This is a genomic window from Rhizobium grahamii, from assembly GCF_009498215.1.
Taxonomy (GTDB): domain Bacteria; phylum Pseudomonadota; class Alphaproteobacteria; order Rhizobiales; family Rhizobiaceae; genus Rhizobium; species Rhizobium grahamii_A.
In genome coordinates, this window is the sequence record NZ_CP043498.1 from 2,650,975 (window position 1) to 2,663,909 (window position 12,935).

Consider the following 12,935-nt stretch of genomic DNA (forward strand, 5'->3'; position numbering starts at 1 on the left):
TTCCTAGGCGGCCGCGCGCAGAAAATTGCCGAGGCCCGCGAACAATTCGACAGACTTCAGCCGAGCCTCGATGTCGTGGATAGGCATGGAGATGATCACCTCGTCCGCCTGCGTGTCGCGGATGAATTCCGACAGCTTAGCCTCGGCGGTCTTCTGCGAGCCGACGACCGCATAGCGAAGCGTATGCTCGACGGTCATCTTCTCCATCGGCGACCAGAAGCTTTCCATGTCCTCGACCGGCCGTGGGAATTGCCCGCGCACATTACGGCGGAGATTGACGAACTGCTGCTGCGCCGAGGTGAAATGATACTGCGCCTCCTCATCCGTATCGGCGACCGATCCCATGACGCCGACCATGGCGTAAGGCTTGTCGAGCACGGCGGAAGGCTTGAAGCGGTCGCGGTAGATATCGAGCGCGTCGAGCAGCGAGTCCGGCGCGAAATGCGATGCGAACGCATAGGGCAACCCCAGCATCGCGGCGAGCTGCGCACTGTAGAGGCTGGACCCGAGAAGCCAGATCGGTACGTTCGTGTTCATGCCGGGGACGGCGAGAATGGCCTGGTTTTCGATCGGCGCACCGAGCAATTGCTGCAGTTCCACGACGTCATTCGGGAAGCTTTGCGCTCCGGCATCGAGATTGCGCCTCAGCGCCTGCGCCGTGCGCATGTCCGTGCCGGGCGCCCTGCCGAGGCCGAGGTCGACACGCCCCGGGAACAACGCTTCGAGGGTGCCGAACTGCTCGGCAATGACAAGCGGCGAATGGTTCGGCAGCATGATACCGCCCGAGCCGATGCGGATTCGCTTGGTCGCAGCCCCGACATACCCGATGACGACAGCGGTTGCGGCGCTGGCGATCCCCGGCATTCCGTGATGCTCGGCCAGCCAGAAGCGCTTGTATCCGAACTCTTCCGCTTTCTGCGCCATTCGCGCGGAACTCTCGAGAGACTGGCGAACCGTGCTGCCATCCGGAACGGGAGAGAGATCGAGGATCGAAAACGGAACCATGGCAAAAGCCCACCTGTAGTTTCAAAGACAGGTCTATGTAGGTGGCGGTCGCCTGCTTTCCAAACCCGCGACATGAAAAAGGGCCGTCGCCGGCCCTTCTTCTCAGGTCTTCTCCAAGGCCTAGCCGTGCCGGCGCAACACATGCACTTCGGCACTGTGCTGGTGGCTGCCGTGGACAAGCGTGAAGTTGGCAAGCTGCCGATCCATCTCGACCGCCTCTGTCGCCAAGCGATGGATGGCAGCCGTTGTTTCCTCGACCATTGCGGCGTTCTGCTGCGTCATGCTGTCGAGCTCGGCCACCGCCGCATTGATCTGGCGAAGTGTATCCGCCTCCTCGCGCGTCGAATCCATGATCTCGCTGATCTGGCCGTTGATGGCCTCGACATGGCTGCCGATCCCCGTCAAGGCATCACCGGCCCGCTCGACCAGCGAAACGCCGGCCTCGACCTCCTGCGTCGATTTCTGCAGCAGGTTGGAGATCTCCTTCGCCGCGCTCGACGAGCGTTGCGCAAGCTCTCTGACTTCCATTGCGACGACGGCGAAGCCCTTGCCGGCCTCCCCGGCGCGCGCCGCTTCCACGCCGGCATTGAGGGCCAGCAGGTTGGTCTGGAAGGCAATCGAGTCGATCACGGAAATGATCGAGTTGATCTGGCGCGACGACGCCTGGATGGCTTCCATCGCGGCGATCGTGTCGCGCATGATCTGGCCGGAGCCGCTCGTCTCGCGTTTGGCGTCGCGCGCGATGCGCTCGGCCTGCTCGGCACGCTCGATCTGGACGCGGACGGACTGGGTAATCGCGTCGATGGCGTTGGCCGTCTCGGTGATCGAGGCTGCCTGTCGTTCGGTCCGCCCGGCGAGCTCGTCGGCGCTGGTGCGCATTTCTTCCGAGCCGGAGCGAACTGCCATGGAGTTGCCGCCGATCGCCGTCATGGTCTGGCTGAGCGCCGCCAGCGCCTGATTGAAATTGACCCGCAGGCCTTCGAGTTCGCTTGGGAAGCGACGGTCGATCTGGTAGGCGAGATCGCCGTTGGCGAGATGGTGAAGACCGTCGTCGATTGCCTCGACGACATCCTGCAGCGTCTTTGCCTCGGCTTCGCGCTCCGCCATATGCTGCTGCCGGTCGCGCTCGGCACGCGCCCGGGTTTCCGTGCTCGCTGCTTCCAGTTCGCGGCTTTCGATCAGCGATTGCCTGAAGCGCGCCAGCGCCTTTGCCATCGTGCCGATCTCGTCGCCGCGGTTCTGGCTTTCGATCTCGACGTCGAGCTTGCCGTCGGCGACGGCGCTGGTGATGCCTGCCAGTCGTACCAGCGGGGAGAACAGCATCTTCGTAATGATACCGGTCGCGACTGCCATCACCAGCAGAACCCCGACGGCGATCATGCTGAGCAAGGTCGCGATCTCGATCGAGCCCGCATTGATCTCGCTGAGCCTGACGCTCTCGACCACGAGGAACCGAGAATCGTGATAGTCGACAGAGCGCACGTAGGCACGCGCAGCGCCATCGGCCCGATCGAAATCATCGACGGTCATGGCGGAACTTGCGAGCGCATCCTTAACGAAGCTGAACGGCGTCGTGTCGAGGGTGGCAAGCTTGCCGTCGGCGTTGACGGTCACGGCGCTGCCGTCCTGCGAGACGATCGCGGCCTGCGCCGAGCTGCCGGCAACAATGCCCTTGGTCAGAATGCTGGTGAAGACGTCGTCATGAACCTTGAAGAGCATGACGCCCTTCGCGGCGCCGAGCTTCACGATCGGAACCGCGAAGAAGATTTCCGGCGTACCGCTGGCAGCATCGATATGGAGACCCGAAAAGCCCGCGGGGGCGAAGTCGTCGGTGGCCTTTGCCGTGTTGGCCATCGCCTTGGCAAATGCAATGCCCGCGCCGCTCGCCTTCCACCGTTCGGACGTCAGGTTCTCCGCGAAGTCATCGTTCTTCTTGTAGGAATAGAGAACATTGCCCTCGAGGTCGGCAATCAAGAGGTCGCCGAACGGAGTGTTCTCCAGGTCTCTGGCGACTTCACCCTGGGTCTTCTCGTGGTTCGAATAGTAGAACCCGCTCGGGCCATCCGGCTTCAGCAGCTTCTCGCGCTGGTCGGCAGGGTTCGGATTGTTGGTGATGAAGACCTTCTTGAGCTCGGCGCGCGGATCGCCCGAGCTCTTCTCGATGGTCTTCCAGCCGCTCTTGAGGCTGGTGATCGACATCTGCAGCGCTTCGATGCGCGCGATCGAATTGGCTTGGTTCTCAAGCTGCCCCAACTGTTCGCGCAGCATGTCGCCGCGGAAAATGAGAACGCTTTCCTTGGCCTTCAAGGCCTGCTCGCCGGAAATCCGGCTGCTGGCAAAGTAGGCAAGACCATTGATGACGGCGATCGACAAAGCCGTCAGTAGAATGAATGTGGCAATAACCTTGAAGGACAGGGATTGAAATCTCTGAGCCATGAACAACGAACCCTTCTGGAACGGCGCATGCCTGTCGGGCGCTATGTCCTCGCAGGCAGACCTGTAAGCCGAACTTGGGAGCCTTATCTTCCGGAAAAGCCGGCTCCTCTGACATTTTATCGGTCAAAACTTACGCACGGAGCTTAAATTGACGTAAACGGCAAGTTTGAAAAACAATGAATGTTTTTGTTTTGTTCACATATTGATGGCAGTTATTTTGCCGTTGCAATAAGGTGACGCATGCAAAATACGATTCGGATCATTGGCATCGACCCCGGACTACGGCGCACCGGCTGGGGGATAATAGACACGCTCGGCAATTCCCTGCGTTTTGTCGCCTCTGGGACGGTAACGTCGGATGGCGATATGGATCTCGCTTCCCGCCTTTGCCAGCTGCATGACGGGCTTGCCGAGGTCGTCCATGTGCACCAGCCGCATGAAGCCGCGGTCGAACAGACCTTCGTCAACAAGGACGCCGTCGCGACGCTGAAGCTCGGACAGGCACGCGGCATCGCCATGCTGGTGCCGGCGCGCGCCGGCCTGCAGGTCTCCGAATATGCGCCGAACGCCGTGAAGAAGGCGGTGATCGGCGTTGGCCACGGCGAGAAGCGTCAGATCCACATGATGCTGAAGATCCTGATGCCGAAGGTCGAATTCAAGGGCGACGACGCCGCCGACGCGCTGGCGATCGCGATCTGCCACGCCCACAACCGCGGCAGCAACCGCATGCGGCAGGCCGCGCTGGCTGGATGATGAGTGCTATCGTTCGTTTCATCCCACGCTTTAGAACACACTGACGGAGCCCGTTGATGATCGGCAAGCTCAAAGGCACCATTGAAGAACTCGGCGACGACTATGTGCTGGTCGATGTCCATGGCGTTTGTTACGTCGCGTACTGCTCCAGCCGCACATTGTCCCGGCTCGGTTCGGTCGGCGAGGCCTGCGTCCTTTTCATCGAAACCTATGTGCGCGAAGACCAGCTGAAGCTCTTCGGCTTCATGAGCGCGCTCGAACGGGAATGGTTCAACCTGCTGCAGAGCGTCCAAGGCGTCGGCGCCAAGGTCGCGCTTGCCGTTCTTTCAACGCTTACCCCGAGCGAGCTTGCGAACGCCATCGCCCTCCAGGATCGCACCGCCGTATCGCGTGCGCAGGGTGTCGGTCCCAAGGTCGCCGTCCGTATCGTGACCGAGCTCAAAAACAAGGCACCGGCCTTTGCCGGCGAGGCGACGGCCAACATCGCTCTCAAGCAGGAGCTTGGCGAAGGTGTCGCCGCAGCCCCCGTCGCCGATGCTGTTTCGGCACTGACGAACCTCGGCTACTCGCGTGACCAGGCAGCAAACGCCGTGGCCGCTGCCATGAAGACCGCCGGCGAAGGCGCCGACAGCGCCAAGCTCATCCGCCTCGGACTGAAGGAACTGGCGCGTTGACCCGGTCGCCTTGCAATGGTGCCAAGTCGGACCGCTTGGTGTATTGGTCGGTAATGCTTAATGATCGGAACGTGCCAGCATGAGTGACCCCGCGCGCTTGATATCCTCGGAAAAGCGGGGAGAAGACTTTGATGCGACCCTGCGTCCTCAGTCGCTCGACGAGTTCACCGGCCAGGCAGAAGCACGCGCCAACCTGAAGATCTTCATCGAGGCCGCCAAGAACCGTGGCGAGGCGCTCGATCACGTTCTCTTCGTCGGCCCTCCGGGTCTCGGCAAGACGACGCTTGCGCAAATCATGGCCAAGGAGCTTGGTGTCAATTTTCGCTCGACATCAGGCCCGGTCATTGCCAAGGCGGGCGATCTCGCCGCGCTGCTGACAAACCTCGAGGAGCGCGACGTCCTATTCATCGACGAAATCCATCGTCTCAATCCGGCGGTCGAGGAAATCCTCTACCCCGCAATGGAAGATTTTCAGCTCGACCTGATCATCGGCGAAGGTCCGGCCGCTCGGTCGGTGAAGATCGATCTCTCGAAGTTCACGCTGGTTGCGGCGACCACCCGGCTTGGCCTGCTGACGACGCCGCTGCGCGACCGCTTCGGCATTCCCGTGCGCCTGAGCTTCTACACGGTTGCGGAACTGGAACTGATCGTGCGCCGCGGCGCGCGACTGATGAACCTGCCGATGACCGAGGAAGGCGCCCGCGAGATCGCGCGCCGAGCCCGCGGTACGCCGCGCATCGCCGGCCGCCTGTTGCGCCGTGTCCGCGATTTTGCCGAGGTTGCGAAAGCCGAAGCTGTCACGCGCGAGATTGCGGATGAGGCGCTGACCCGCCTCCTGGTCGACAACATGGGCCTGGACCAGCTCGATAACCGTTATCTGAACATGATCGCCGTCAATTTCGCTGGTGGCCCGGTCGGCATCGAAACGATTGCCGCCGGCCTTTCCGAACCACGCGACGCGATCGAAGACATCATCGAGCCTTACATGATCCAGCAGGGCTTCATCCAGCGCACGCCGCGCGGCCGCGTCCTGACGGCAACAGCGTGGAAGCACCTCGGCATGCAGCCACCGAAGGATCTTGAAGCGGCGCAGTTTCGACTATTTCAGGAAGAGGATTGAGCCGGAAGCAACCGTCTTCCTGAAGGAGGGGAAATCCCTTGCCTGATTTCGACCCCTGCCGCAGCTTCCGCAAGCTTGCCTATAACAACGCGCTTGCAAACCACAGGCTTCATGCGGCTTGTCAACGGCTGCAGCCGGGCGAGTTCGAAGCCGCCCGCGTAAGCTTCTTTCCCTCGATCAAGTCGACGCTGAACCACATCCTCACCGTCGACTGGTTCTACGTCGATGGTCTCGAAGGCGGGACACTGGGACCTGCCGCCTGGCAGGTGGAGGAACCCTTCGGCGATATCGAGAGACTGTCGCAAGCGCAGAGACGGGTGGATCAGCGGCTCGTCACGCTCTGTGAGCGCCTGACGCCGATCGATCTCGCTTCGACGGTCGAGCTGCATCGCAGCGACCGCATCCAGCGTGAGCTGATGGAAGACGTGCTCTCCCATCTCTTTCAGCACCAGACACATCATCGCGGCCAGGTTCACGCCATGCTGTCAGGCACCAGCGTAAGGCCGCCTCAACTCGACGAATTCATCGTCGCCGACGATGCTCGCTTCCGGGGCGGCGAAGTCGCCGCCCTCGGCTGGCGCGAAGAGACGCTGATGCGTTAGTCCTGCAGTCGCGACTTCAGTCCGTCGACGATCGTCTTGCTGAGCAGCTCGTAGTTTTCATCGAAATGATGATCGCCGGCCAGGGCAATGACATCGGCACCGCTGCTCTTCAGATCAGGGCAGGCAACCTCGTCGTCGTCTTCCTTGCCGTAGATGCACTGGACGATCTTGGGGTCGACATTCTTCAGGTCTTCCACCGGGTCGCCACCGGCACCTTCCGTCTTCTGGCCGAGCCAGCCCATGACGGAAATCTGGTAGTCGACTTCGTGCGACAGGGACAACAGCGACATCTGCGCGATTGCGCCCTTGGCCGCTGGCTTCAGCCGCGTATAGGCGGCCGGCACGACGTCGGCGCCGAACGAGTAGCCGACGAGCAGCACGTGCTTGACCTTCCACTGCTTGCGGTAAAGCTCGATGATCTTGCCAAGGTCGTCAGCCGTCTCCTGCGGCTTCCGCTCCGACCAGAAATAGTGGAGGGAATCGACGCCGACGACGGGAATGCCCTGCTTCTGCAGCGCGGCACCGACCTCCTTGTCGATATCGCGCCAGCCGCCATCACCGGAATAGATGACCGCCATCGTGTCGAAGGCGGGCTTCGCGTCCAATATGGTCAACGGCAGCCCGAGCGGGTTGCCGGCATTGCCCGAAGCGGCGATCAGATCATCCAGCGTGTCGCTGAGCGTCGTCTGGGCATCATCTTCGGAGTCCCGGATGTCGATGTCGGGATGCGCCTTCTTGAGTTCTTCGACATGCGCACGTCCGTCCTTGTTCGCCGCCGAGGTGAAGGACGCGATGATGGGATCGGGCAACGCGATCTCGCTGAGGCCGTAGATCATCCGGTCACCGACGGTTTGCTTCTTGGCTGGCGTGCAGAGCTCGTGGGTAAGGGGAATACCGGCGACCGGATCGATCGCAAGCGTCTGGCCAATGGTGGCATCCGGCGTCTGTGCGGCGATTGCGAGAGCAAGTGCGCCGCCTTCGCCAATGCCTGCGATGATCGGGAGGTGGTAGGCGCTGTTGCCGGCGGCGCGCTGAACCTGCTGACTGAGCGACTCGATGTCGGAGACCATGTAGATGCAGCCGTCGTTCTCGCTGACGTCGTAATCTCTCAGCGCCTGCATGTACGAGGGAAAATCGACGCCGATGACCACGGCCCCCTCGCCCACCAGGCGGTCGGCCTCGGCCTTTTCCTTGTCGCCCCAACCGGCAGCATCCGAGATCAGCATCACCGCGCCCTTGACGTCGCCGTCAGGCAAGAAAATGTGCGGAGATGGAATAATGCCGGTTTCGAAGTCCTGCGTGCTTTCGCTTGCAGCCCTTGCAGCAGGTACGGCCATCAGCAATGCGCATGCGGCGGCGAGAAGATATCTTTTCATCATTTCCTTACGACCCCTTTCAATCCGCCGCCGATCAGGAGCGTAGCATCCATCAATGCGATCATCGGATTGCCTCCACCAGACACCGCGAGATAGCGCGGATGCCACTGAGGATGAAACTTGGATTTGAAGGCCCTGAGGCCCTTGAAGTTATAGAAGCGCTCTCCGTGTTCGAACACCGTGCTGCCGATCCTGTCCCAGACCGGCGCCGTCTCGCGCTTGGACATGCCCGAGAGGGGCGCCATGCCCAGGTTGAAATGCGCGAAGCCTTCGTTGCGGAGGTACTCCATGATTTGGACGAAAAGAAAGTCCATCGACCCTTTCGGCGCATCCGGAGAAAACCGCATCAGGTCGATCGTTCCCTCGTCCTTGGCGTCGGTGACCAGGATATTGGCGAAAGCCACGATCTGGCCCTCGCGCTTGAGAATGCCGACAGGCTGCGACGCGATATAGTCGGTCTCGAAGGCACCGAGCGAAAAGCCCTTCTCCTTCGCGTTGTGATCCTGCAGCCAAGCGTTCGAAACGGCAGCCAGATCGTCCATGACTGAACCGACATTCTCCGGCGGAATGACCTCGAACTCCAGCCCGTCACGCTGCGCGCGGCTAGCCGTCTGGCGCAGGTTGGCCCACTTTCCGCCCTTCATCTCGAACGTGCGAAGGTCGGAGACTGCAAGCTCACCGAGCTTGAATGCCCGCAGCCCCGCATCGGCGCAGTGCGACAGCAGCGCGGGCGAGATCTGGTAGAAGACAGCGCGACAGCCGGCGGCGCGCGCTGCCTCGACAAAGCGCCAGACAAGTTCCGGCAACGCACTGCGCTCGCCGATCGGGTCGAACAGCGCGATCCATGACCGGCCCTGGCGGCCGTACATGATGAAGGCATCGCCCTTTTCCGAGAACATGATGCTCTTGTCGCCCATGCGCACCAGATTGGCGTCAGCATAACGCTGCTTGCCGACGATCTCCACCGCCCGCAACAACGCATCGTCCGAAGCCGGCTCGGGCCGCGTCGTTGCCGGGCGGAGCAGACTGAAGATCGCAATGGCCGACGAAATGATCGTTATGCCGAGCACGGCACGCAGGCCGCGCGGTGCCTCGCCGGCAAACTCGAACTGCCACCAGAGCTCGTTGCTGTATTCCACGTCGCGATAGACGAAGAGCAGGATAACGATCGCGCCGACGCAGACGACGGCAATAGCCATCAGCCACGACGCTGTCAGCGTCTGGTTCAGCAGCGAGGCGTGACGGCGGAACAGACGGCGGCTGACAAAGAGACCGAAGATCAGGAAGCCGAGGAAACATGCCTCTACCAGCGCGATCGCCTTCAGCAGCGACATCGCGAGGGCCGCGGCGGCGGACAGGATGCAGACCCACCACGCTCCATCGAGCCGCTGTCCAAGGCCGCGCGCAGCAACGACAAGCGCAAGTCCGAACAGGCTCGAGAGAAAGTGCGCGCCTTCGACGATTGGCAGCGGCACATAGTCAGATAGGAAAGCGAGGTTGGAATCCGGCGTCGGCGTGACGCTCGAAAAGATCAGCATGACGCCGAGAAGCAGCGTGAAGGTCGACAGAAGCTGCGGCATCAGCCGTATGCCGATGCGCCGGACCCCCGATGCCACCGGATGATCGGCAAAGCGGCGAAGTTCGGTCGCGGAGACGGCGAGGACTGCGAGCAGCAGCGGAACGACGTGATAGATGAGCCGATAAAGAACAAGCGAGCCGAGGACGGCATCGATATTCACTGCACTACCGAGCGAGGCAATGATGACGGTTTCGAACACGCCGAGACCGGCAGGCACGTGGCTCAATACGCCAAGACCGACGGCGATCGCGTAGACGGCGAGGAACACAGGCCAGCTGATCGCCGTTTGCGGAAGCAGCACGTAGAGAACGGTTGCTGACGCGGCAATGTCGAAGGCCGCGACCAGAAACTGCCGCGACCACGTGGCCGAGTCCGGCAGGCGGATCGACACGCGACCAATCCTGAGTGCGCGTCCGCCGCTTCCAAGAACCATCATACCGGCCAGCACCGCGACGACGGAACCGCCGATCAGCCGAAGCAACAGGCTGCTTACATTGATAAGCGGCGCGATCTCGTCAGCGATGGCAAGCAACGCGATTGCACCAACGCCCGCAAGGCCGAGGCCGAAGGCAATCGTCACGAAGGCGATGACGCGACCGATCTCTTCCGGCGACAGGCCAAGCCGGGAATAGGCGCGATAGCGAATGGCGCCGCCGCTCAAGGCGCCGAAACCCGCCGTATTGCCGACGGCATAGGCGCTGAAGGCGGTCAGGGCGACCTGCGGGAACGGAAGCTTCTTGCCGATATAGTCGATCGCGTTCGCATCGTAGAACACCAGCGCCAGAAAGCTGAGCGCGGTGAAGAACAGCGCGAGCAGGATCGAACTGAGCTTCGTGTCCGCCAGCGCCTGAACGACGTCGTCGTAACGCACCTCGTTGGTCAACTGCATGATGGCGAATCCCACCATGCAGAACACGGCAAGGGTCGCAATCGCAGTCAGATGCGTGCGGTATTGTCTGAAGAACCCGCGCAGCGCGGACTCCTCCGTATCTTGAATATCTTCCACCTGGTTATGCCCCGGCATCTCGTAGCGTCGCAATCTTCCATCTTAGCGGGAATCATGTTTCGAATACGTAACATAACCGGCCTGTAGTCCTAGACCACCTGCCGCGCTACCCCAGCGCCGCTTGTCGACGTCTGCATCATCTGCAATTGGGGCATTTTTGGCGCGATCGGGGCTCTCGTTACATTGCATTTTCGTAACGTCGTCAGGCTGCTGCACCAAATCCCCGGCAAGCCTGCGACACTATGCGCTCGCCTGACCGGGGTCCGAATGCTGCGAAGCGAACCGTGCGGCAGCCGCCCGTGCCTCGGAATCGCGCCCCTCGCCGGAAACCTGCACTGTCGGCACGGCGAACTCGATTCCATTCTCCTTGAAGGCATTGCGGATCATTGCCAGGGCATTGCGGCGGATGACGAACTGCTCGCCGGGTTTCGTCATCATCGCTAGCCTGATCTGGATCGCGAACTCGCCGAACTGCTCCACGCCTTTCATCTTCAGCGTTTCGATGATGTGCGGGCTATAGTCGGGATTGTCGAGCAGTTGCTGGCCGATCTGCTTGATGACCTTCTTGGCCTTCACGAGGTCGGTATCGTATGTGACGTTCAGCGTGATCTTGTCGATCGTCCAGTCGCGGTTGAGATTGCGCACCGCTCCAAGCTCGCCGAACGGCACTGTTGTCAAAGGTCCCCGGTGATGCCGAAGCCGGACGGAACGAAGGCTGAAGGCCTCCACGACGCCCTTGTGGCTGCCGCTCTCGATATATTCTCCGACACGGAAGGCATCGTCCCACAGATAGAACATGCCGCTGATCACGTCCTTGACGATCGTCTGCGCTCCAAAGCCGACAGCGACGCCGACGACGCCGGCGCCCGCGATCAGCGGTCCGATCTCGATGCCAAGGCCCGACAACACCATCAGAACGGCAATGACGGCGATGACGACGGCAAGGATGTTGCGGAAGATCGGAAGCAGCGTCTGCAGCCGTGCGCGTTTTGCCCGGTCCTCGTCATTGATCGCACCCTCGAGCGGTGCATCGTCGAGCCGGCCGTTGATGTAGGCCCGGGCCAGATGCCACAGCAGGTCCGCCGCAAGCAGGATGACGATGCCGCCAATCGAACCCCGAACGATACGATCGACAATCGTCTCGCCGGCGGCCATTCTATCGGCGGCAAACCCGAGAATTCGCCCGAGCCACATCGCCGCGGCAGCAATGATCAGCGCGCGCACGCCTCGGTCGAGCAGCACCGTCGCGATCCGCCGCTTCGCCAGGAAGCCTGCTTCCGCCTGATGCAGCGAGCGCACAGCAAGCGTGGCGACCGACAGAGCGCGCGGCAGGAGCAGCAAATAGATGCCGATCCAGAGCAGCAGGTTGAAGCCCGCCACCCACAATCCCCAGAGAAGAAGGAAGTAGACCGTCAATGACCACGACACCGTCGCGCTCTTGTGGCGGTTTTCAGCCGGTCGCGACCACACCGCCTCGGTAGCGATCAGGAACAAGCCAATCCCCAGCGCATAAGCCGCGAGATATCGCGACCCGGCGGAAAAGCCGAGCCGCGCCAACATCTGGATGACCACCCAACCGAAAGCAAAATAGATCACGAAGACCGCAGAGCGCCGGAACCAGAAGAGTGCGGTCGCCCGCGACACCTGGCGTTCCCCGTCCGGCTTCGGCAGCGTGACGAGCGCCACCAGCAGGCGGCCCAGTGATATGGTAAGCCGCGCAACGATCAGCGCTATGGCGACGGCAATTGCCATGGATTGCGTAAGCGGCGGCCAGTTGATGGCGGCGAGCGCAATGAAGGTTGCCGCCACGAAGACAATCGCAGGCACGATGCGATAGATCAGGTTGGCGGCGGCATGGTGCGCAACTGTCGTCACTTCACCGTCCGGCCGACGTATCCTCGGCTTGGGAACGACCATCCGGAAAAGCAGCTCGACCACCGGGCCGGCGAGCAACAGCACCAGAACCTCGATGCCGACCCACGACCATCCCGTAGGCTCGATGTCGCGCTCGACGAGGGCAGACGCGTTCTCCACCTCGTCAGGCAGGCCCATCGCGGCGCCCGACACCATATCGAGGTGATGGCGTGCATGACCGAAGAACGTCGATAGCACGGACATCTGATCGCTTGAGGCCGGAGCTTCGGTCGAAGGTGCGGCCTGCATCTGCGTCGCCATCCACTGCTTGGCCTGCGGCGTCTGCATCAGTTGCAGCATCTGGCGGACTTCGGCGGGTGGCGCCTGGTCCGCAGCGGGTGCGACCGTCTGCGCCGAAGCGCTTGCCGTTATGGCGAGCGTAGCGACCAGCAGGCAAAACCGCAGCACAGCGCGCTGATAGAACGTATCGGCCATTCATCACCCTCCGACCTGAGCCTTCACCTTATATC

General features: G+C 61.8%; 9 protein-coding genes. 4 read left to right on the forward strand and 5 right to left on the reverse strand.

The window, feature by feature from the left end:
- Window positions 1-3 precede the first annotated feature (3 nt).
- A complete protein-coding gene (locus tag FZ934_RS12835; protein ID WP_153271376.1) occupies window positions 4-1,005 on the reverse strand; it encodes an LLM class flavin-dependent oxidoreductase in 1,002 nt (333 codons plus the stop codon).
- Window positions 1,006-1,125: 120 nt separating this feature from the next.
- Entirely contained in the window at window positions 1,126-3,441 is a 2,316-nt protein-coding gene (locus FZ934_RS12840) for a methyl-accepting chemotaxis protein (RefSeq protein WP_153271377.1), read from the reverse strand.
- 240 nt (window positions 3,442-3,681) lie between these two features.
- Here FZ934_RS12840 and ruvC point away from each other — a divergent pair, with 240 nt between their 5' ends.
- From ruvC to FZ934_RS12860, 4 genes are all read left to right on the forward strand, one after another.
- The gene (gene ruvC, locus FZ934_RS12845) at window positions 3,682-4,194 is read left to right on the forward strand and encodes a crossover junction endodeoxyribonuclease RuvC (protein WP_153271378.1); all 513 of its coding nucleotides are present in this window, start codon (window positions 3,682-3,684) and stop codon (window positions 4,192-4,194) included.
- A 56-nt stretch (window positions 4,195-4,250) separates the two neighbouring features.
- Window positions 4,251-4,868: a Holliday junction branch migration protein RuvA gene (ruvA, locus tag FZ934_RS12850; protein WP_153271379.1), complete on the forward strand. Its 618-nt coding sequence runs from the start codon at window positions 4,251-4,253 to the stop codon at window positions 4,866-4,868.
- Between the two features lie 79 nt (window positions 4,869-4,947).
- Window positions 4,948-5,988 (forward strand): Holliday junction branch migration DNA helicase RuvB, encoded by a 1,041-nt coding sequence (ruvB, locus tag FZ934_RS12855; RefSeq protein WP_153271380.1) that lies wholly within the window; start codon window positions 4,948-4,950, stop codon window positions 5,986-5,988.
- A 38-nt stretch (window positions 5,989-6,026) separates the two neighbouring features.
- Complete coding sequence (locus tag FZ934_RS12860; RefSeq protein ID WP_153271381.1) at window positions 6,027-6,590, forward strand: DinB family protein; 564 nt, start codon at window positions 6,027-6,029, stop codon at window positions 6,588-6,590.
- Here the strand turns inward: FZ934_RS12860 and FZ934_RS12865 are convergent.
- From FZ934_RS12865 to FZ934_RS12875, 3 genes are all read right to left on the reverse strand, one after another.
- Window positions 6,587-7,969 carry a virulence factor family protein gene (locus FZ934_RS12865; RefSeq protein ID WP_153271382.1) on the reverse strand — a complete coding sequence of 461 codons (1,383 nt, stop codon included), beginning with the start codon at window positions 7,967-7,969 and terminating at the stop codon, window positions 6,587-6,589. The two genes, FZ934_RS12860 and FZ934_RS12865, sit on opposite strands and share 4 nt — an antisense overlap.
- Entirely contained in the window at window positions 7,966-10,569 is a 2,604-nt protein-coding gene (gene mprF, locus FZ934_RS12870; protein ID WP_153272451.1) for a bifunctional lysylphosphatidylglycerol flippase/synthetase MprF, read from the reverse strand. Before mprF ends, FZ934_RS12865 begins: the two co-directional genes overlap by 4 nt.
- 222 nt (window positions 10,570-10,791) lie before the next feature.
- Window positions 10,792-12,900 (reverse strand): mechanosensitive ion channel family protein, encoded by a 2,109-nt coding sequence (locus FZ934_RS12875; RefSeq protein WP_153271383.1) that lies wholly within the window; start codon window positions 12,898-12,900, stop codon window positions 10,792-10,794.
- Window positions 12,901-12,935 lie beyond the last annotated feature (35 nt).

Bases quoted from the DNA above. Each gene is read 5' to 3' on its own strand.
- ruvB (WP_153271380.1), top strand. From the start codon at position 4,948: ATGAGTGACCCCGCGCGCTTGATATCCTCGGAAAAGCGGGGAGAAGAC.
- FZ934_RS12875 (WP_153271383.1), bottom strand. From the start codon at position 12,900: ATGGCCGATACGTTCTATCAGCGCGCTGTGCTGCGGTTTTGCCTGCTG.
- ruvC (WP_153271378.1), top strand. From the start codon at position 3,682: ATGCAAAATACGATTCGGATCATTGGCATCGACCCCGGACTACGGCGC.
- mprF (WP_153272451.1), bottom strand. From the start codon at position 10,569: ATGCCGGGGCATAACCAGGTGGAAGATATTCAAGATACGGAGGAGTCC.
- FZ934_RS12840 (WP_153271377.1), bottom strand. From the start codon at position 3,441: ATGGCTCAGAGATTTCAATCCCTGTCCTTCAAGGTTATTGCCACATTC.
- ruvA (WP_153271379.1), top strand. From the start codon at position 4,251: ATGATCGGCAAGCTCAAAGGCACCATTGAAGAACTCGGCGACGACTAT.
- FZ934_RS12835 (WP_153271376.1), bottom strand. From the start codon at position 1,005: ATGGTTCCGTTTTCGATCCTCGATCTCTCTCCCGTTCCGGATGGCAGC.
- FZ934_RS12865 (WP_153271382.1), bottom strand. From the start codon at position 7,969: ATGATGAAAAGATATCTTCTCGCCGCCGCATGCGCATTGCTGATGGCC.